This window comes from Paenibacillus sp. 1-8 (assembly GCF_056316205.1).
Genome location: NZ_CM149995.1, coordinates 4,296,323 through 4,317,806 on the forward strand (window position 1 = coordinate 4,296,323; position 21,484 = coordinate 4,317,806).

15 protein-coding genes are annotated in these 21,484 nt (G+C 48.1%); 2 read left to right on the forward strand and 13 right to left on the reverse strand.

What is annotated here, in order from left to right:
• Nucleotides 1-99 precede the first annotated feature (99 nt).
• Nucleotides 100-1,830: a CPBP family intramembrane glutamic endopeptidase gene (locus AC0WRU_RS19765; RefSeq protein WP_476126038.1), complete on the forward strand. Its 1,731-nt coding sequence runs from the start codon at nucleotides 100-102 to the stop codon at nucleotides 1,828-1,830.
• Here AC0WRU_RS19765 and uvrC read toward each other — a convergent pair.
• The 4 genes from uvrC to AC0WRU_RS19785 all read right to left on the reverse strand — a co-directional run bounded on the left by uvrC (nucleotide 1,799) and on the right by AC0WRU_RS19785 (nucleotide 7,254).
• The gene (gene uvrC / locus AC0WRU_RS19770; RefSeq protein WP_476126039.1) at nucleotides 1,799-3,889 is read right to left on the reverse strand and encodes an excinuclease ABC subunit UvrC; all 2,091 of its coding nucleotides are present in this window, start codon (nucleotides 3,887-3,889) and stop codon (nucleotides 1,799-1,801) included. The genes AC0WRU_RS19765 and uvrC overlap by 32 nt on opposite strands.
• Nucleotides 3,890-4,044: 155 nt before the next feature.
• A complete protein-coding gene (gene trxA, locus AC0WRU_RS19775; protein WP_476126040.1) occupies nucleotides 4,045-4,362 on the reverse strand; it encodes a thioredoxin in 318 nt (105 codons plus the stop codon).
• Between the two features lie 125 nt (nucleotides 4,363-4,487).
• Nucleotides 4,488-5,435, reverse strand: a complete 948-nt coding sequence (gene dnaI / locus AC0WRU_RS19780) for a primosomal protein DnaI (protein ID WP_025685436.1) — start codon at nucleotides 5,433-5,435, stop codon at nucleotides 4,488-4,490.
• A gap of 301 nt (nucleotides 5,436-5,736) precedes the next feature.
• Nucleotides 5,737-7,254 (reverse strand): replication initiation and membrane attachment family protein, encoded by a 1,518-nt coding sequence (locus AC0WRU_RS19785; RefSeq protein WP_476126041.1) that lies wholly within the window; start codon nucleotides 7,252-7,254, stop codon nucleotides 5,737-5,739.
• A 346-nt stretch (nucleotides 7,255-7,600) separates the two neighbouring features.
• Here AC0WRU_RS19785 and hemQ point away from each other — a divergent pair, with 346 nt between their 5' ends.
• Nucleotides 7,601-8,380: a hydrogen peroxide-dependent heme synthase gene (hemQ, locus tag AC0WRU_RS19790; RefSeq protein ID WP_134912866.1), complete on the forward strand. Its 780-nt coding sequence runs from the start codon at nucleotides 7,601-7,603 to the stop codon at nucleotides 8,378-8,380.
• Nucleotides 8,381-8,534: 154 nt separating this feature from the next.
• Here hemQ and AC0WRU_RS19795 read toward each other — a convergent pair whose 3' ends face one another.
• The 9 genes from AC0WRU_RS19795 to AC0WRU_RS19835 all read right to left on the reverse strand — a co-directional run bounded on the left by AC0WRU_RS19795 (nucleotide 8,535) and on the right by AC0WRU_RS19835 (nucleotide 21,446).
• Nucleotides 8,535-9,701, reverse strand: coding sequence for an ABC transporter permease (locus AC0WRU_RS19795; RefSeq protein ID WP_476126042.1), 1,167 nt, complete (start codon nucleotides 9,699-9,701; stop codon nucleotides 8,535-8,537).
• Complete coding sequence (locus AC0WRU_RS19800) at nucleotides 9,698-11,035, reverse strand: HlyD family secretion protein (RefSeq protein ID WP_476126043.1); 1,338 nt, start codon at nucleotides 11,033-11,035, stop codon at nucleotides 9,698-9,700. Before AC0WRU_RS19800 ends, AC0WRU_RS19795 begins: the two co-directional genes overlap by 4 nt.
• Before the next feature lie 116 nt (nucleotides 11,036-11,151).
• The gene (locus tag AC0WRU_RS19805; RefSeq protein ID WP_192510647.1) at nucleotides 11,152-11,658 is read right to left on the reverse strand and encodes a MarR family winged helix-turn-helix transcriptional regulator; all 507 of its coding nucleotides are present in this window, start codon (nucleotides 11,656-11,658) and stop codon (nucleotides 11,152-11,154) included.
• Nucleotides 11,659-11,827: 169 nt separating this feature from the next.
• Entirely contained in the window at nucleotides 11,828-13,048 is a 1,221-nt protein-coding gene (locus tag AC0WRU_RS19810; RefSeq protein ID WP_476128685.1) for a VWA domain-containing protein, read from the reverse strand.
• A 41-nt stretch (nucleotides 13,049-13,089) separates the two neighbouring features.
• Nucleotides 13,090-15,411, reverse strand: coding sequence for a DUF5682 family protein (locus AC0WRU_RS19815; protein ID WP_476128686.1), 2,322 nt, complete (start codon nucleotides 15,409-15,411; stop codon nucleotides 13,090-13,092).
• A gap of 2 nt (nucleotides 15,412-15,413) precedes the next feature.
• Nucleotides 15,414-16,520, reverse strand: coding sequence for an AAA family ATPase (locus AC0WRU_RS19820; protein WP_025685441.1), 1,107 nt, complete (start codon nucleotides 16,518-16,520; stop codon nucleotides 15,414-15,416).
• Entirely contained in the window at nucleotides 16,517-18,376 is a 1,860-nt protein-coding gene (locus AC0WRU_RS19825; RefSeq protein ID WP_476126044.1) for a HEAT repeat domain-containing protein, read from the reverse strand. The genes AC0WRU_RS19820 and AC0WRU_RS19825 overlap by 4 nt, the downstream gene beginning before the upstream one ends.
• Nucleotides 18,377-18,415: 39 nt before the next feature.
• Nucleotides 18,416-19,876 (reverse strand): SWIM zinc finger family protein, encoded by a 1,461-nt coding sequence (locus tag AC0WRU_RS19830; protein ID WP_476126045.1) that lies wholly within the window; start codon nucleotides 19,874-19,876, stop codon nucleotides 18,416-18,418.
• Nucleotides 19,877-20,255: 379 nt separating this feature from the next.
• Nucleotides 20,256-21,446 carry an NAD(P)/FAD-dependent oxidoreductase gene (locus AC0WRU_RS19835; protein WP_476126046.1) on the reverse strand — a complete coding sequence of 397 codons (1,191 nt, stop codon included), beginning with the start codon at nucleotides 21,444-21,446 and terminating at the stop codon, nucleotides 20,256-20,258.
• Between the last annotated feature and the right edge of the window lie 38 nt (nucleotides 21,447-21,484).

Sequence of the window (21,484 nt, forward strand, 5' to 3'; positions counted from 1 at the left end):
TCACTCCATTTTCATGAATATCCTAGGTCTGTTGGCGGGAACCTGTGCAGTATGATATCTTTAATGGATGTTCTTATTTACAGATTAAGGAGGAAACTCATGAATCCTATCGGGAAACCGGTCGTGCTCACGGCCAACTTTAAAAGATTAGGCTTGCTGGGCGGGATTGGCCTGATTTGCTTTTTTGTCTTTCAATTGCTTATTCCCTCGTTTAGTAATCCGAATCCGGAGGCACTGATGAATGCCAAGATCATCAGCAAGCAGGAAGCAGTCATACACGCGCTGGACTTCGCCCGCTCCGAGCTAGGCTATACCGAATCGCAGCCGGAAAAGCCTATCGTGACCTATCAGGCCGAAACGGACCTGTACGGTTATTTATCCAGAGAAAAGCTGCTTCAACAATATGACCGTACATGGAAAAAAAGTTTTCCTTACGAAACCTTCCGGGTCGATTTACTGGAACCTTCTTCCAAAAGCAAAGTGCAAGTTCATGTGGATTTGTCCACAGGCAAAGTCGTCAGCTTTAAACGAATGACCTCCAGCACCAGTTACACACAAGCTGATATTTCTACGGATGAGCAGGCACGTAGCAGGCTTGTACGCGCAGCCGAGGGAGACATGACGCTGGAAGCAAAGGAGCAGACAGCGGCAGCCTGGGTAAAACGCTTTGGCTTTAAACCATCGGACTTGAAGCTTGCGACATCCGAAGGCGAGGGCGGATTGAAGTACACCGTAAACGATAAAAAAATCGGCTCCTCTGTGCTTACGCTGGCGTTTACGTTTGAAGACGGAAATGTTCGCTCGTTTACACAGAGCTTTTCCGCCCCATCGTCCTATACGGATTATGTCAAAAAGCAAACCTACTGGGCTAACTGGATGACCTACGCGGGCTATGCTTTATTTAGCTTGGTGTTAGGCATACTTGCCATCGTATACGCCTCACTCACACGACGCCACACTTCCTTTGTACGAGGCATTGTGCTGTCCATTGTATATTTTGTTGCCAGTATGGCAGGGACATTTAACATGCTTCCTATACTGCAAGCAGAAGCAGGCGGTCGGGGAGCGCTTATATTTCTTATGATTTTGCAAGTCGTGGTTACTTTCGTAATGGCCGTATCGCTCTACTTCTCCTTGGTTGGCGGTGACGGGCTGATGCGCAAGGTTGGACTGAATGCCTGGCCACGCGCCAAAGAGCCGGGCTACGGGCTGTATGTGCTTCGCAGTATGTATGTGGGCTACTTGTGGGCCTTTATTTTACTCGGTGTACAATCCATTTTGTTCTTTGTGCTGGAGCGTACGTTTAATACGTTCTCCACAACAGATGCCACACAATCTCCTTACAACATGGCCTATCCATGGTTACTGCCGATTATGGCATGGATGGCAGGTATTGGAGAGGAAGCCGTATACCGTCTGTTTGGTATCCCGATGGTGAAAAAGATGGTGAGAAATACTTTTGTTGCCTGTCTGATTACCACGCTGATTTGGGCATTGGGGCACACACTGTATCCGATTTATCCGGTCATTTCCAGACCTATCGAGCTGACCTTCCTTGGATTGCTGTTCAGTTTTGTGTTTCTGCGTTACGGCTTTATTGCCGCCATGTTCAGCCACGTTATTTTTGACAGCATTCTGATGGGTCTTAGCGTGATGAGTCTGGGAGACACGGTAAACCTGACCGCAGGTTTGTTCTGGATCGTATTGCCGGCCATTGTGGGCTACATCGTTTACTGGTTTAGTCCAAAGAAGCCAAATCGAGTCATGTTTGAGCCCATAAAAAAAGAAGAGCCGTACTCTACGACTCCTCCTCCCGAAGGGCAGCTATAATCTGACGCGCAAGCTTATCACCAATAGAGAGAGGCCGGAAGTCTTCGACGCTGGCCTCTCTTATTTTTTTAAGCGAACCAAAATGCTTAAGCAGTAGCTTACGTCGCTTCTCGCCAATTCCCGGAATCGAGTCCAAACGAGAGGTTACCATGGATTTGCCCCGTTGCTCGCGATGGAATGTAATGGCGAATCGGTGAACCTCATCCTGAATTCGTTGCAGCAGGTAAAATTCCTCACTGTTGCGGGCCAGTGTCACGGCCTCGGGAGAATCCCCGACCAGTAGTTGAGAGGTTCTGTGCTTGGCATCCTTCACCAGACCACACACTGGAATGAACAAACCCAGTTCATTCTCCAGCACGTCCACAGCGGCCTTAATCTGTCCGCGTCCACCATCGACGACGATCAAGTTCGGACGCTCCAGATTGTCCTTGAGCACACGTTCATATCGACGCCGAATGACCTCACGCATCGTTTCATAATCATCCGGCCCCTGCACAGAACGGATTTTATATTTACGGTATTCCTTCTTGGCAGGCTTGCCATCAATGAACACAATCATTGCCGAGACTGGATCGGAGCCCTGTATGTTAGAGTTATCAAACGCCTCCACGCGATGCAGGCTATCCAGCCCAATCGCACGCCCCAGATTGCTTGCAGCCTTGGATGTCCGTTCCTCGTCCCGTTCAATCAGCTTAAACTTCTCATCCAAAGCGACCCGTGCATTTTCCGTAGCCATACCCGTCATTTGCTTTTTCAGTCCACGCTGAGGCACCAGTACCTTTACATCCAGCCATTCAGCCAGAGCGAGTGCCGCCGTAGCTGGTTCCTCCAGCCCGCCGGACAGTTGGGCTTCTGTCTGGTCCTGATCCGTTGCTTCTCCATAAGAAGCACGCTCTTCGGCCACCAGCAGTGCATCCGCGGAACGCTCGGACGGCTGCTCTTCATTGGGCACATCCGATAATGTCCCTGCTTCTTGCACAGCATTGTTACTGGTCAGTGCGGTTTCCTCGGTTGTTGCAGTGTGAGAAACAGCTTCCGTCACAGCCGATTGACCGACATCACCCTGTTCCGCCTGCTTCATCAGCTTCGGTGTATCCGGCAACAATATTTCCTGCGGCACCGCCGGGTTATCACTATAATATTGCGTCACATAGGACATAAAGTCACTGTAGGCCTCGCCGTAAAAAGGAAACGTAGACATATGCCGCTCGATCATTTTACCCTTACGAACATATAGGATCTGCACACACATCCAGCCCTTGTCTACCGAAAATCCAAATACATCGCGGTCCTTCGCATCGGCTGTCGTGATCTTCTGCTTTTCCATCATCGCGTCAATGCTGATAATCTGGTCGCGTAGCTCCTTGGCACGCTCAAAGTACAGCTCCTCTGCGGCCTCCTGCATTTTGCGTTGAAGATCCTTTTTGATTTCCTCATGCCCGCCACTCAAAAAAGAACCGATCTCCTGACCAATCTGGTCATACGTTTCCTTCGCAACCTCTTTCACACAAGGGCCCAGGCATTGATGCATATGATAATAAAGGCACACTTCCTTCGGCATCACACCGCACTTGCGTAACGGATACATGCGATCCAGCAGCTTCTTCGTCTGATGTGCCGCGTAGGAATTAGGATAAGGGCCAAAATATTTTGCTTTATCTTTCAGAACGCGCCGGGTCACCTCCAGCTTGGGGTGCTCCTCGTTCGTAATTTTCAAATACGGAAAGGTTTTGTCATCCTTCAACAGCACGTTATAGCGCGGCTGATGCTTTTTAATCAGGTTGCACTCCAGAATGAGCGCCTCCATATTACTGCCCGTAACGATATATTCAAAATCACGGATATCGGAAACCAGTCTTTGCGTCTTGCCGTTATGGCTACCTGTAAAATAGGAACGGACCCGGTTTTTCAGCACTTTGGCCTTGCCGACATAAATGATGATGCCCTCGCTGTTCTTCATCAAGTAACAGCCCGATGCATCCGGCAGCAACGCTAATTTGTGCCGTATGTTCTCCAGCGCCTTCTCCTGATTCCGCAAGTCCTCCGCATAAGATTCCATTCGTCCGGTTCCTCCTTCCATTCTTAAATGACTGCGACTACTATATAATACACCGGAATAATACACAAAAACGCCCCCGGTTTTTACAACCGGAGGCATTGACCGTTCATGGCCGCTCCCCAAGCCCCCGCAGGAGCATGGGTCACATGCGATGATTACTGGTGTTTGGCAAGCATGCTTTTCAGCGCTTCTTTGGAGTTCAGACCCACCACTTTATCAACGGGCTGTCCGTCTTTGAAGACGATCAGGGTAGGAATGCTCATAACGCCGAAACGGGAAGCAGACTCTGGATTTTCATCCACGTTCACTTTCGCGATTTTGACGCTATCGCCAACTTCTGTGGCAAGATCCTCCAGAATAGGAGCGATCATTTTGCAAGGACCGCACCATGGCGCCCAAAAATCAACTAAAACGATTCCTGTACCTTCGACTTCTGCGTTGAAGGATTGGTCGGACACGCTAACAATTGCCATTGTATGTTCCTCCTTTATAGAAAAGTCAAGGTTATTATAACCTGCAATTTCTTTTTTTACACCTTTTGATTATATCACAATAGTTTTTTAATTGTAAGATATCAAAATAGCAAATTGATTCACAATTATCCCCGCTGATTTTTCCCTTTAACGGTAATAACATCTACAAAAGGGCGAATCCGGTCCATCAAACGCTGTCCCTTGTACAATTCCTCACCGTCCTTGCTCGTAAAGCTCAGATGCTTCTCCAGCCCTTGCAACGAATAATTCGAAGTATAAAAGGTAGGTTTGCGGTTCATTCGATAATTTAAAATCGAGCCCATCACATGATCCCGTACCCATGGACTCAAATTTTCGGCTCCAATGTCGTCAAATACGAGCAGATCACAATTTTTAAGCATTTCAGTCGTTTCCTTCAGCTTCTGCCCTTCCTGAATCATGGACTTTAAGTCCTCTACAAAATCAGGCATATACACAATCACACCGTTCAGTCCGGACAAGGCCAGCTCGTGCAGCAGATATCCCATTAAAAAGGTCTTACCCGTACCAAACGTACCTTCCAGGTAGAGTCCTTTTTTGGATAGGCCCTGGCTTTTCGTTTCTTCGATGTAACGGAATAGCTGTGTAACTGCGGGCATACGTTGTGCATCCTTACGTGCAATCTCAAGGGCATTATAGCCTTCCAAGAGCGCACGCTCATCCACATAAAAGCTTTTAATCCGCTGACGCACCCGCTGCTCGTGCTGTGAAGCTACCAGCTTGGCGCAAGGGGTACGGATATCCACCATTTCGGCTGTACCATTTGGGTATTCTACGCCCAGCTTGCAAAAATGTCCCTGAAAATCGTTAGGACACTGTTCGAGTCCCGGACAATTGTCGCAATTTCGACGATCCCTGGCATACTGAAAAAGCATACTCATGTTTAATCGCAGTTGTGTTTCGTCAATATCGGGATGCGCAGCACAAAATTCCTGCACTAGCGGATCATTGAGAACCTGATCGGCCACATTGCGCGTGCGCTGGCGAAACGAAGGGTTCTGCATCTGCTGTAGCAAATCGCCCAGTGATTCCAAGAACGCTCCTCCTTTCTAAAATGTGCAGAGTTATGGAGGGGAAACGCTTCGCGTGCAGATTGTTCTTCCGATTGCTGTTATCCCCGGATTTTTCTATTTCAAAAGGAATTTAAAGGTTAAAATCTGGGGATAAAGGCAAACGCTTCGCTTCTTCAGAACAATTCTACCCGCTCCGCTGCCGACCGCCATAAAGTTGACACATATTTGAATTGGCTTCGCTGAACATTTTTATAATACCTAAATACCTAATTGGTTTTGGATCAAAACCAATTGATAGTTTGATTTAGCGTAGAGCTGTGCACTATACCTTTTTCTGTTTACCGGATTGCATGCGTTCGGCTAGGCGCAGCAGTTCATCCAGTTCTTCCTCGGATACCGGTTCCTCGGCAGGATGATCCTGTACGATGGGAATGGATGGCTTCGATGGACCGTTGTTTTTGGCATACGAACGGGAACGGCCGCCGGAAGGAGAGGCAGCGGACTGCTTGCCTTTTACCTTGGCTTGATCACGTATATATTGAACGGCCTTTTCGTAGGTACTTACCTGCTTTAACAGCATATTGGAAGCGACAGCCTCGACAAAGTTGCGGTTGATCCGCTGATCGCTTCCTGATACCAGCAGGGACATTAAATAATGGATAAGTACATTGATGACTTCACCGGGCAGCTTGTAGCTGATATCAATCTTTTCGAATATATCCAGCAGGTTACCGGGAACCGTGCCGGGGAAAAAGGTTTGCAGCAAACGACGATAAGGCTCGTTGCGCAGCATCATATTATATTGGTGAATGTCGCATTTGGCTGTGAACTGTGGTGGAACCTCCACATAAAATTCCATCTCCACGGCTTGCTCCGCAGGCGGCTCTTCCGGAGTGGCAGCTTCTCTCTGACGCAGGGCGACCACTTTGGCGGCCTGCACCTGCTGTTCCTCCTGACGCTTCCGATCCTGTCTGGAGTGCTGGCTTGCCCGAAGCTGAAGCTCGTCCAGCAACAAATCGCCTGCTTCGGTAAAAATGCCGTCCTCATCCAGCAAGCGGCTTATGTCCTGTACAGATAAGTCGAATTTGCGAACAACGTAATTGACCATGCCTAGCTGCTCGTGCTCAAAACGCAGACGCTCCACATGCTTGCGGTTGACGGATTCGCGCGGAAAACGGAGAATGATGTCCGCATAATTCAGCCCTTCCTCCGACTCTGCGGCCAAAGCCCCATTGTGACGGCCCGAAGACACCTCAGACAGCGCCTGCTCCAACTCGTAATCAATGACATGGGTGTTCAGCTCAAATAACTCGTAAAACGGAATAGATATATTCTCTTTATTATAGGAAGATTGCGACCATTCCGCAGATTCGCTGCTCCACAGCGATTCTCGCAGAGAAAGCACCGCAAACTTGCCAATTTTGTCTCTCAACAAAAGAGTAAGATGTTGCGTCCTAAAAAAATCGGCAGGCGCAAGCGGTGGCTGCATCTCATATTCATACATATAGTCGTCCGTTTCCGGTGCATACAGCCTGGACGTCTGCAACAGACCGACAGCCTCCAGCTTGGAGGTCTGTTCAATTAGATACTTGCGTCCCTTCTCGCTTGGCTCCAGCCCTAGTGTCAGAAAAAGACGACGCTGCTGCTCCAGCGGCGAATAACCGATCTGTCCGGCTGGCACATGCTGGAACAATAGCCGATACAGGCTGACCGCAAATGCGCCTACCATCGGCTGATAGACGCTTCCCAGCATCAATTCATCCAGTGCGCTCAAGCCGAATTCCCGATAAACGCAGTAGCGGTGGTTCTCAGTATAGTGCAGCAGGTTTTTCATCCGCATTCCAACATTCTTCCTTTCCTGACATAACGGTCTCCAAGATGTTTTTCTATTCTATCATACTTGACCCCAGCTGAGACCAGCAAAATAAGTCCAATTGTCCTCCTTTTTGGCAGCCTCATTCGTCCGTGTTCCCCTTTTTTCGAGAATACTAACTATTTTACGACTTGTGACCTGCATCACGGAAAAATAAAATTCTTCACATTTCTTTCATTGGTGAAAATCCTTTATTTGGGCTACAATATAATAGTTAAGCATTACACATTTTTCATTCGCAGGACATACTTAAAACGCACATGTTTCGGCCATGCCGATGATTATTTACAGATTTGAAAAAGGAGTGACCATTGTGAACCAACATCAACCTCAACAACCCCCATCAACGCCAAATGAAGTAGCATCCACGCTGGAAGGCTGGTATGCACTTCACGATTTCCGATCCATCAACTGGACGGCATGGAAAACAGCAGACGATGAAGAACGCGCCGGAGCGCTGGACGAGCTTCAAGAGTTTATGAAGGAATGGAGCGTTACCGAGGAAGCGGGTCTGGGCAGCTCTGCCGTATATACTGTAATCGGACAAAAGGCTGATTTTGTTATGTTACATCTACGCGAAACGCTGGAAGACCTCAACAAACTCGAAAATGAGTTTAACAAAACCACCTTTGCCAAATATACGACTAAAACCTACTCTTACGTGAGTGTGGTGGAGCTGAGCAACTATTTGAGCAAAGAAGAAGATCCGATGCAAAATCCGCAAATTGTTTCACGCCTGAAGCCTGTTTTGAACAAGGCTCGTTATATTTGCTTCTATCCGATGAACAAAAAACGCGATCTGGACGACAACTGGTACATGCTTTCGATGGATGAGCGCCGCACTCTGATGCGCAGTCACGGTTTGATCGGACGCAGCTATGCTGGCAGAGTGAAGCAAATCATTTCCGGTTCTATCGGCTTCGACGATTGGGAATGGGGTGTCACGCTGTTCGCCGACGACGCACTTCAATTTAAAAAGCTGATCTACGAAATGCGTTTTGACGAAGTCAGCGCCCGTTACGGCGAGTTCGGCTCCTTCTATGTCGGCAGCGTCCTGAACGAAGAAACATTTGAAAACATGTTAAAGCTATAAAACGTAAATCACCAGAACCCTTTTAAAATAAGACTACCAAGGATTTCGTGAACTCCCGCTTTAGGGAATGCGGAATCCTTTTTATATGCTGCAAAGCTGCACAAGATGAGAAAAGGCCCCCTCACAGGCGCCTGAAAAATCATATTCTTTGATATTAGTGTAACACAGGTTCAACCACTACAGCTGCATCCTCGCTTTTTGCCAGCTTTCTTTTCTCCAGAGCAATCAGAATAAAGATCAGAAGCAACAAAGCACTTAACAGGATCAAAAATCCTCCAACCTCAGGAATGAAATACTTCAAGCCTCCGCCCTTGAATCCCATCCCTCTCAAAAACTTGAAATGCCAGGTCAATGGAAGAATATTACTAATATATTGCAGCGATGTAGGCAGCATAGCTACTGGCAATTGAGCACCGCTCAGCAAGAACGAAGGCAATATAATCAGCATGAGACGCGGAGAGGCTTTTCCCGGGTTCGCCGCATTCCACCCCAAAGCCATCGCAAACAAGCCTAGACTAATCGTGTACAGTAGAAACGGAATACTGATCTCCCATACATTCGCTTCAAACCGAAGTCCGCCGATCTGCTTGAGCAAACCAATGGATAAGTAAAAGGACACACATCCTACTAACGCATACGGTAGCACCCTTAGAATCAAACCGTACGAATGCTGTAGCTCCTCTTTTAATCTGCCTTGCTCCCGCAAGCGTGGGACAATGGTCAGTGCAGCAGCACCAATCAGTGAAATCATGACAGTATTGATGAATCCCATAACCGAGGTCATTAAAGTAGCATTGGTGGGATTATACAGCAGACGTTGCTGGAGTAGCATGTTGGAAGTAAGTCCTGTTACCTGGCTGTCACTCATCCCCATGCCCTTTAGTCCACCACCAGCCAGTATTGCATTTTCCGTGGCAAAGATCTCTGTGACCGCCGAGCGCAGATTCCCTGTGGCCTGACCTACCGTGTTATCTACATAAAAGCCGATGTTGCTCTGAACTCCCTTAAGCCTATTTTCCTCCAGACCTGCCGGAAGATAAATCACTGCAAAAAACTTTTCATTATATAGGAGTAAATTCGGATCGGCTTCATTCTCTTGTACATAACGTACGTCAATATACTGGGATGCATCCAATTTATTAATAAGCTGTCGGCTATAATTGCTATGATCTAAATCGACTACAGCGACAGATGCATCATTCAGCTGATTATTTTTGAAAACAAACCCGAAGGCTACCGCCACAAGAATCGGGACGAGCAGCAGTACGAACACCATCCTGCCGCTGACCAATAGCTTCCATTCTTCTATAAACGCCTTCATTTCGTCACAACCTCTATCGTCATTCCAGGTAATAATTCAGATGTTCGCGGGACATCTACCCGCACCTGAAAGGAACTTATATCCGACAAACCTTTATCCCGGCTCATTCTCATGTTGGTATATTGCGGAGCAGAGGTAATATATCTCACCTTGCCTTGGATATCTTTGTCTAAAGCAACGACGTGCGAAGTCACATTTCCCCCTGCTTTAAATTGCGAAATGGAATCCTCATCCACATAAATATCGTAGTATAGCTGGTTGGTTTCAATAACGACGCCCGTTGCCCCCGTAGCAACGATTTCTCCCATCTTGGGTACAATGCGGGACACTTTACCGTCTGTAGATGCCTTCAGCACCATACGTCCACGCTGCAATTCCAAGGTTTTCAGCTGAACGGTTAATGCCTGCTTTTGTTGAGCCAGAAGATCCACGTTGTATTCACTATTTTTAACATCTTTACGTGTTTGGGAGGTCTGGGTTAGTGCTTCCTTGGCCTTTTCTGTTTTGATGCGGGCCTGTTGGCGTTCCTCTGCGGTTGCACCTGCCTCCATTTTTTCCAGAGCGGTTTGCTGCTGGGCGATACTATTTTTAGCAATGTCGGATTGTTTGCTGGCCGCAGTAATCTGATTATTGGCAATCTCCACCTGATCCCGGGCTGTATCCAGCGCAATTTGGGCATTATCCAGTTGATTTTTGGCATTATCCAGTTCTGCTTTGGTTCCGGCACCGGCATCGTACAACGCTTGGACACGGTTGTAATTCACTTTGGCCAAGTCAAGAGACTCTTGCCTGGATGCTACTGTTTTTTGTGCAATCTCCGCATTTGTTTTGGCTGTCTCCACTCCTGTCAGAGCTGCATCCAACGATTGCTGTGCTGCTTCAATCGCCAGCTTTTGTTTTTGAATGTCCTCTACACGTGTACCTTGGTTTAATAAGGATTCTCCGGCCTGCGCAGCCTGAATATCCAATTGTCCCTGCTTTTCTGAATTTGAAATTTTCTCTGACTGATTTTGCAGTCCGTCTTTAGCCTGCTTTATTTTCACATCAGCCTGCGCGATATCTGTTTTTAATTTCTCAATTTGCAGGTCCAGGTCCACAGGATCGAGGGTCATGAGCACATCTCCTTTTTTCACTTGTTGTTCCTCCTTCACCTCAATGGTGTTCACTCTTCCCCCTACGCCCTGAAAAGCAACATTTACGGTATCTGTGGTAAGCAGTGTGTTCTTTTGTTGGGCTGCCATACTCACAGCATCCTTGCCGCTCATTGCCATCAGCGTACCTCCAGTACCTAATGCGACAACCAGTAGAACGTACACGATGATTTTTTTATTCATTGCAATAAACTCTCCTTCATGATGATTTAGCGAATGATAAGCGGAAAATGATTGTTTAAAAAAACAAGTACGCAACCTGATAGTACGACGTCTAACTATCGGCTTCGGGAAAGGTATTATTCCCGTTTTATTCTCTCCAGACCTGTGGAAAGCTTCTGTAGCATCCCAGCGAAGTGAACATGATCTTCCTTCGTAAATTCCTTCAATAAATCCGAAAAAAGCTGAATGAACATCGGAATTCTTTCCGTCATTAACTGTCTTCCTTCCTCAGTCAAGTAGATCGCAGTCATACGGCGATCTACCAGCGTACTTCTTCGGATGATACCGTCACGTTCCAGCTTGTCGATTACACTGGTTACGGTTGAACGTGTAACTCCTGAATATTCGGCCAGTTCAGATGGAGTCAACGCACGTTCATGCAGATACAGCGGAATTAAAATTTTCAGACTTCCAATCGATAGTCCATATTCGGACAGTCTGGAGGACACACCATTGTATACTTCATGAGCTGTCTGAATGAAAAGCGCTAGCGTACTCAACGATTGGGGGTCCACATGGGGAAATTTTTCTGCCAATAAATTTATCTTTTTGGGATCACTCTTGAAGTTAAAATCAGAATACAACGTGAAGGCCCCCCTCTGTAATTAATACCCACACTATACGTCGCCGTATAGTTATGTGTCAATACCCTTTTTAGGGGTACATTAATAAAAAAGGTTTCCAAGCTCCCTGGCCAAGAGACACGAAAACCTTTTTTTCTAACCTTATTATTAACCAGCTATACCCGTTGAATTACCCAGCAGATATCCCCAATCGTTTAACCAAATCAGCCAGATCCTGACCTTTGAGCGCCCCTTCCACCAAAGCCGGCAACAAGGCTGGCGTGCAGGCAAAGCTTGGTGTACCGTCTCTGGACAATTGCTTGGCCAGTCGCTTGTCATAGAAGGGCTGACCTTCATCCGACAAGGCGAGCAAACACATCGTTTTGACACCGGATTCTCTCATTTCACGCATACGCCGTACGAGTCTGGCTTGACTGCCACCTTCGTATAAATCGGAAATTAAGATGAATAGCGTCTTTTTCGGTTCCTCGATAAACTGCTCACAGTACGCAACCGATTTATCAATATTCGTCCCGCCACCAAGCTGAATACCAAACAACATATCGACTGGATCATTGGCACATTGCTCCGTCAGGTCAACGACAGATGTATCAAAAGCGACAACTCGCGTATCGAGTGCAGGCATACTGGCGAAAATGGAAGCCGTAACCGATGCCCAGATAATGGATTCCGCCATGGAGCCGCTCTGGTCAATGTCCACAATGACCTTCCATTCCTTGCTGCGACGGGCGCGATCAAAGTAATAAAATTTTTCAGGCACAATCTGGCGACGCTCGACGTCATAATGCTTTAGATTACGCTGGATGGTCCGTTTCCAGTCCAACCCGCTTAATGAGGGCAACGGGGAATGCTGTCTGCGGTTAATGGCCCCAGTGACCGCTCGGCGTAAATCCTGCTCCAATCTTCTGACCAGTTCATCTACCACAGACTGAATCAGCAGGCGGGCCGTTTCCTTCGTTTTCTCAGGAATTTTCCCTTTTAACGCCATTAATGTACCAACCATGCTAATGTCCGGCTTTACTTGTGACAGCACTTCCGGCTCAAATAATAGCTGCTTCCATCCTTTGCGCTCCATGGCATCATTTTGAATAATGGATACAACATCCTCCGGGAAAAAGGTACGTACATCACCCAGCCATTTGGACAAGCGTGGAGCCGATGCCCCTGTACCACTGCCCGGAGCTCCCCTCCTACTTCCGGAGCCACTCTGTTCTCCCGAATAAGTGGAGGTATCATCATAAATGGCAGCTAACGCCTGATCCATAATCTGCTCGTCTTCCGTCAGTTCAATAGCTTCCCCACCGCCGCTGTTCCGCAACGACGGCTCGGCCGTCTGTCCCAAAATGAGCCGCCAACGGGATACTGCACGACGTTCATCTACTACATCCATTTCTTTCGGTTGGGATTGATCTTCTCCGCTTATCGTCATCCCTAAAAATCCTCAAAATCAAAATCATTCAAGTCATCGAGCATTTTCGCCTCGTCCTCCCTCAGCTCTTGCGTCAATACTTCCGCTGCCTGCTCTGTATTCACACCCCATAACTCGCCTAACAGCTCAGCAATCATCGTCTTTTCACCGGAGTTAAATACACTGAAAGCTCGGCGCAAAAATACAAGAGCTCGTACAAATTCATCCTCGTCCAAAGAGCCGATATACTCATTTAGCTGCTCCCACAAACTCATGCGGGACAGCAGTACATATCGGTTACGCATGGATAAGCCTTCAAACCAGCCTGCCCCCAGATCAGCAGGTACACCCGGCGACAACCGACGCGATACCTCAGCAGCGCATTCTTCACGGGTCAGCTCATTTCGTTCCAGGAGCAACGCACAGGCAAAGCCTGAGCATTTGGGGTTAAGGTCATCCCGTGCAGCGAGATGATGCAGTTCCTGTATCCATAACTCCTGGTCGACCTGCTCACTATGATCCAGAGCGATACGGTTGAGTTCCTGAATCGCTTCTACCATATCCACAGCCACCGTATCACTGCAATGACTGGCATCAGTGAGGAACAGGCAGGACCTCATAAATAACTGCTCTAAAAGCGGTACAAGCAGCGAAGTATCCATTCGCCGGATGTCGCCATAACGAATAAGGGTCGATAATCCTTTAGCCGCAGCTGCCATTTGTATGACATCCTGCTGATCGGCTGCCAAGCGCTGTAGATTTTTTCTACCGTTTTCTAATTGAGCCACCATACCGCATTCGCAAGCAATCAGAATCAGTTGTGAAGCCTCGGCAATCGTTTGGCAGGCGTCCAGCTTCTGCTGCATGACATAAGCGGCCGCGACCTCCACCGTTTCGCCCAGCAGCGTAGATTCAACAACCTGTATTTCGGTCTCCGGGGACCATTGAACTACCCAATGCTCCGCCCATGTCGCCTGCTCCTGACCCACTGATCTGAACTGGGCAAAAGGGATGTCCAGCACCTTTAAACGATGTAGCAAAAAAGAACGGTTCAAGTCCAAATACGCGGATGCCTCAGAGCTGGCGCGTCGGTTCTCCCGTAGATCCAGCATCAAGTCTGTCGCTACAGTCGTTTTGTACTTGGTCAGCTTCAAGCTTTTGAATAAACGGTTCAAGTCATCCTGAAGCGGCGTCTGACTGACACCTTCCGCCAGCTGTCCAATCGCCGTCCCTACATTTAACTCTGACAAAGCTTCCGCCACGACAGACAGATCGCCATGACCAAGCAAGGTCTGAGCCGCATCACGCAAGTCCCTCAGCACCGGGGCGCTTCCGCCACGGAGCGCGGATAGGGATTGCGCCATTCTCACCGCTTCAATGACCTCGGCGGTGGAGCGATGCGTCCCTTTTTGCCGTAATTGGCGAGCAACAGATGATAAGTACTCATGAGGAAGCTCGTCTAATGTTCCCTGTTGTATCCGGCTCCACATCATTTCAAAATAATGGGGTGCATGATTTCCTGCCCCGTAGCCGGACATGGAGGATAATTTATAATACGAATAAGGCATGAGAGTTAGACGTGTGGCACGCGTGGGCAAACATTTCAATTCCTCATCCGTCATGCTGTGAGACAAATCAGCAAGAGCTGCAGCGTGGTAGGCACCACAGATGACGACAATACGCTCCGGTTCATGCCCTGCTGTGATGGCCTCTTTAATTTTACGGCGCATATACGATTCGCGAATCGCGTTATAAGCAAATTCGTGTACGGCTGTGACACGTTCATCTTCCTCAGTTAAAGCACGTACATGAGATGAAAAGGCAAGAATCGCTTCCCGATATGCCCCTTGATTCAAATTGTGTTCATAATTCCGTTCCCAGTACATATCATAGTCGTCCTCACCAGCCAGGACAGCAATTCGATCATAGATCGAAGAAGACGTTATATGTTCTGCTTGAACTGGAGTATCCACATCTTTGAGCGTCTGTCTTCGCAGATCTTCCAGTCCGATCATGACGGATGAAGGTAAATCGATAAATGCACACATCGCATGATGTGCGTTGGCCCATTTCATTGCTTGATATTCCGGTGAGTAGGAAGCAAATGGCCATAAAGCCGTTCGTACAGGCAAATCACTTGTAAAAGCAAGCAAGGCTACAGGCGGGCGGGTTGCCTGCTCAGCCAGATGCCTGATTTCTTCTGTCGCATCGGACGGTCCCTCAATGAGAACAGCAGTCGGGCGAATATGATTTAATTCATCCAGTAGATGCTTGGCACCGCCGGGGGAAAGATGCCGCACGCCAAATATATGCACGCCTACTTGCTCTACGGCTCCGCCATTCATGCTCACCCGTTAATCTCCTTGCATGCTTTATACAGTCCGCGCCACTCCGCACCCCGTTTTTTCATCACCTGATCCAGATATTCTTTCCACACGAGCTGATCCTTCTCGTCATCCTTGACGATTGCCCCCTGAAGCCCTGCTGCCAGATCTTCATCCGTCAATTCTCCACTGCCAAAGCTGGCTGCCAGTGCCATGCTATTTGTCAGCAATGAGATCGCTTCTGCCGTCGAAATGACACCTGTGGGCGATTTCACCTTATCCTTTTTATCAATCGTCATACCGCTGCGTAATTCACGGAAGATGGTCACAACTTTATGTAAAGCTTCGTCTGCTGGAGCAGCCGCCTGTAAGTCATAAGCCGATGCGATTTCACCGACCCTTTTTTTGACAATCTCCATCTCGGTTTCGAGAGTAGATGGCGCAGGTAACACGATAATATTAAAGCGCCGCTTTAACGCTGCCGACATTTCATTAACCCCGCGATCACGCGTATTGGCTGTCGCAATAATGGAGAAGCCTTTACGTGCATTCATCTCCTTGCCCAGCTCGGGTACCGAAATTGTTTTTTCAGACAAAATGGAAATGAGCGCATCCTGCACCTCGGAGGCACATCTGGATATTTCTTCAAAACGCGCAATACCCCCCTTCTCCATTGCACGCATAATCGGACTTTGCACCAACGCTTCCGGCGTCGGTCCATTCGCCAGCAGCATGGCATAGTTCCACGAATAGCGTACATGCTCCTCGCTTGTACCTGCCGTGCCCTGCACCACCAGACCGGAATGACCGTAGATCGCAGCAGACAGATTCTCGGACAGCCATGATTTGGCGGTGCCCGGTTCTCCGATCAGCATCAATGCCCGATCCGTCACCAAAGTAGCAATCGCCATTTCAATCAGACGTCGGTTGCCGATATATTTGGGTGTGATTTCAGTTTTGCCCGCTTTTCCGCCTGTAATAAAGGTCAGCACCGCTTGAGGCGACATTTGCCACCCTGCCGGAATTCTCCCCTTATCATGCTGACGCAACGCCTCCAATTCATGCTCATACAAACGCTCGGCTGGTTGCCTCATCATATCCTGCAATGGTTCCTGTACATTTTCCGTCATGCTCTCATCCCTTTCAGTGTTTCCGTTATATAGGCAAGCTGCTTTTTGGCTTCATGATAATGTCGGGACTGAGCCTCTTCCACCTGTTCTGCTGCCTCAGGAGGCAACTGTAGCAGCTGGTTAAACCAATACGGCTGTAATATATAGCAATCCTTGTTACGCTTATCTCCCAAAATCGTAAGCAGCAAGTCGTTTTTCTCCTTGGCCGAAATACCCGTCCGCTCCAGTGCCTTCAACAAGAGATAGCTCCAGCGATTGCGAAATTCGGGATTTTTCTTTAATTTATCACGTAAAAACGCCTGACTCTTCGGATGATCCGCACGTGCAAATCCGGCTGCCAATTCCAGCTCGTCCTGTTCGATCACCCAATCCAGCCAACGAGGGTCCCAACGCAGTTGAACTTCCTCCTGCGGAAGAAGCTCCCATACATTCAACAGGTGCGGATAATCGTGATCCTCAAAAGGCAAGGAATAATACTCGCTGGTTTGTTGAATGATGTAGGAAGATAAGGTCTGTACCAGCTTTTGGCGTCTTACCTTGGCTTCTCGGATTACTTTCGATTTCCACTTTAATTCGATATTCCCGGCATAGCGTTCATACAATTGCGCCGGGGATAATTGTCGGTAAGCAGAACGGAAGGCATAAGGCAGATACTGTATGTTGCGCTCCTCCATCTGAAACAGCAAGTCCAATACATCCTCTGAATCTATGTTTTCCGTATGATCCAGCGCATGATTGACGAGCGTATGCCAGCCAATCGCATTAAAATGCTCTGAATCTTTTAATACGGATATATATATTTCATCCAGTAACGGACTGGTTTGATCTATAAATACAGCACACAAGTACTCTATCTTTTTCGAAAGCTTGTCCAGCTTCTTCGCATCGGTTTTCAGCTCAAAGGACGCGTGCAAATCCTCCTTGAAATCCAAGGCTAGCTTTTCCTTAAGTGCTTCGGGCAAATGGGCACGTAGCGCCAGCGTCACCAACTCGATATCTTTACTGGAAAAGGCTTCGTATAATCGTTCCTGGGCTGCAATAGAATCGCTCTGTGCAAGAGCCGCATAAGCGGCTTCACGGATAGGCTTCTTCTTATCTCCGCTCCATTCCAATAACGACTCCACATACGATTCCTGACCTGCCAAAAATCCGATAGCCGTCGTTCTTACATCATTGGAGCCGGATGCTGCCGCCTCATAAATTACTTCCTGTGAGCCTTCCTTATCAATACTGCCAATGACCGACAACTTGCGTGACTCCAGTTTGCCACCGTGCGCATCGAGGGTTTGCAGCATATGGGGAACAATCGGTTTGCCATACGAAGGCAGAATCTTATTCATGGCGAACTCGGCTATTTCTATATACGGGTCTTCAAGTGCTCTGATCGCCAATGGAATCAGGCGTAAATCCTGAAAAAGACCTTCCTTATACGCATTCGTCACAATCTCATACCGTCCGCCCCCGGTCGTCGTCAAAGCTTCCTGTACGGCGGCTATTTGCCGATAAGAATAAGCGCTGGAAGTATCCAGCGAACGGGTTTCCACCCTTACCAGCTTCCCTTCCGTTGCTGTGCTCCCCTGCGTCCGTAATACTGAAGTAAGCAGCAAAGCAAGCTCCTGCAAACGTCTTGCCGACAACGTAGAAGCTTCGGCTTCCGCTGACGGATAAGATACATCCGGCGTAATAAGCGCGGCTATTCCTTCGCCAATACGCTTGAACACAGGCGCTCTCTCGCCTAATTGCTGCACACGCGGCAGTAATTTCTTCAACCTGAAATCGTCGGAGGCCAGTTCACTGCCTGCAATATATAATCGGCGTACTTCACTGTACACCTCCTGTAATAATACGGTACTCATAAGATCCCTCCTGATATGCATAGTTGAGATAAAACCGGATCAATATAAGAGTCGCGTGATCTGCTGGTCCTTAATGATCGTCAAGGGCTGGAATACCAATCGGCCGGTATCCATTTGGTGCTCGAATACACCGAACAAAGTCATGTCTGTTAGTTGTGCTTCCGGTACATAAGGTAATAAATCAACAGTCCCCGGAAGGTTTACAGAAATATCAGCCAGTATCAGTTGCTGCCCCTGTTCATCCGCTACCACCCACGTACCATCCTCAGCCTGCTGAATTTCATTTGCATAAATCAATACAGCTGGATGAGGGTCTGCCAATGGGTTTTTGAGCTGATTTTTCACAATTTTCAGTACCTCACTGTAGCTATGCGCACCTTGCTTGGCAACGGCTTGTACATCCTCAGCCGTAGATTGTCTGCTCGTCATGCCGTCCCAGCGTACTCTGGGATTAAGGTCACCCGGATAGATGTACAGTGTGTCTACACAGGCCACATCAAAAAAGCTGTCTTCCTCCCGCATGAGCTTGGCTGCCTTATAGGGACGATATTGTAACGTCCGGCGTACAAGGCCTGTGGACAGCTCGAACCAGTACCCCAGATCCACATATTCCTGCCTCGCCGCATCGTCGTAGCTGACAAAGGATAGCTGAATCAGTTCAGCCTGTTCCGTTACGCGGTTCACTTCCTTCAACTCGCTAAGCTGCCACGCATGACCCAGCCACTCCTCAATGGTGGATTCATGATCGAGGGCCAGTTCCGGATCATCCAGCTTGGCTTGCAAGTGTTGGCGCCCTTTCTTAATCAGGGCATGTATTCGGGTGAATTGCCCGATGATATATGTATAATGGTGCTCCCGTTGAGCAGCGTCAGATAAGAGCAATGAAAGGCGGCGCAGCTCATTTTGCGCGCCCGATAAATAATAATTGCCCATCTGCTTCACATGATCCTGAATGCTTTTGACCATTTTGCTATCGACAGTTGCCAGACCGTCACGAATGAGAGACAACGTAAGCTTTTCCAGCGTATCCAGACCATCCAGCTGGGATTGCACCTTTTTCTTGAGCGCATTTTTGCTGGCGGTGGTTTTCCGTTTCTTTTTGGCCTCAGATTCCTCTGGAGCCGCAGCGATGGCCTGAGCCTGCTTTTCTTCGCGCTTTTCTATTTTTTCACGTTTAGCCATGATGTCTTCCGGTATTTCGGCTATATCAAACGTATCCCCTGCCACGTAGGCATACAGCATCCCAAGAGCATGCTTGCACGGAAACTGGCGGCTGGGGCAATTACAGCGAAATACAGGCTTTTCCTGCTGTATAAAATCGGCGGAGCATATATAATTCGTGCTGCCACTGCCGGAGCATTCAGCGAATAATAGCGTGCCATCCGAGGATTGATGGAGATGGACGAACTTTTTCTTCTTGATAAGTCCTTGAGCATTCTTTATCGCTGCCGCGTTGGGAGCCAAAGCATCTACATATGATTCCGTCATTTCAAGCGTCATAGGATTACTCCTTCTACATAAGATGTGTCCTTATATTATAGAACATTTGTTCGTTGAATATAAGAAGACTTCTGTACTATATTGGAAGGACCCGAATCTGCTACGATCAGCTTATAATAGCCCTCACGTTGGTCTTATGAAATGCACATTGACGAAAGCATTTCCCTAATGGGTTCATTTTTCTTCGATCCATCCAACTGTGTTTTAATCTCACCCAGACCCAACATCAGATCGGCTGTTTTTTTGCTGGCTTTTGATCGCTGCCTCGGATACCGGCTTGTTTGTCGCCAGAACGCTCGGCTAACGTCAAAAAATCCTGGCATCTGTCAAGCTCCCAAAGATCGCACAGGATTTTTTTATGTTTATTACATGTTCAAGTTTAGAAAAACCGTCCTTTTTTCAGCACCAGCGAAATCCCGCCAATGATGAACAGATAGCGGATATCCACAATTTTTTTCAGCTGTGCGGCAATCCAGCCCTTTATTTTGCGATTGCCCACGACCGCGACAGCCTCCCCTTTTCCAAGAGAAGCAACCGTTCCTTTATTGGAAAATACGAACTTGTGCAGCTCCTTTTTCCGTAGCGTAGCTGCTAAATTCTTCGCACAGAGTACCCCTTGCTGCATCGCAATTTGGGCGGTCGGCGGATACGGGCGTCCTTCGGGATTAAACATTAAAGAACTGTCCCCGATAATGAAAATGTCCTCATGACCCGGTGCACGCAGAAAATCGTCGATCTTCACACGTCCGCGCATCACTTCAAATCCAGCTTTCTCGATCAGACCGTTACCACGAATACCTCCAGTCCACACGACCGTGCAAGCTTCGATTTTCTCACCCTCACCAACAATGACGCCATCCTCAAGACATTCCTTAATGGGAACACCGATGCGGAAGGTGACGCCCTTGCGCTTGAGAACATCCATCGCGTATTCTACCAGCTCCGGATCGAAGCCCGGCAATGCCGTAGGAGCCGCCTCGACGTTAATAATTTGAATCCGGTTAAAATCAATATCATAGGCTCTCGCCAATTGCGGCAGACGGTCCGCCAGCTCCGCTACGAATTCAATCCCGCTAAAGCCCGCGCCTCCGACTACAAAATTTAGCCGTCCGGGGTTCCCGTCATTTTTATACAAAGCAAGCTGGTATTCGACATGCTCACGGATCAAGCGAACCGAGTTAATGCTTCGAATTGTAAGCGCGAACTTATCCATCCCCTGAATACCGAAGGTTTCCGGTTCCCCGCCCAATCCGATTACCAGATAATCGTAGGATAGCGATCCATCCTCCAACACGATTTTTTTCTCCTTCGGTATGATTTCCTTAACCGTCCCTTTGATTAGATCCACCTTGAACTCATCGATTAGCTGCGCAATCGGAATCCTCGAATGCTCAATCGTATCCGTACCTGCCGCAGGCATATGAAGATGTGTCGTAATATAGTGGTAATCATGACGGTTGATCAGCGTGACGTCCGCCTCATTGTGCTTAAGCTCCTTTTGCAATTGCTGAGCCGTCAATATACCGCCATACCCAGCGCCCACAATGACAATTTTGGGAATACTGCTCATGCTTCTACCCCTTCCGATATACATAATTATTAATTATT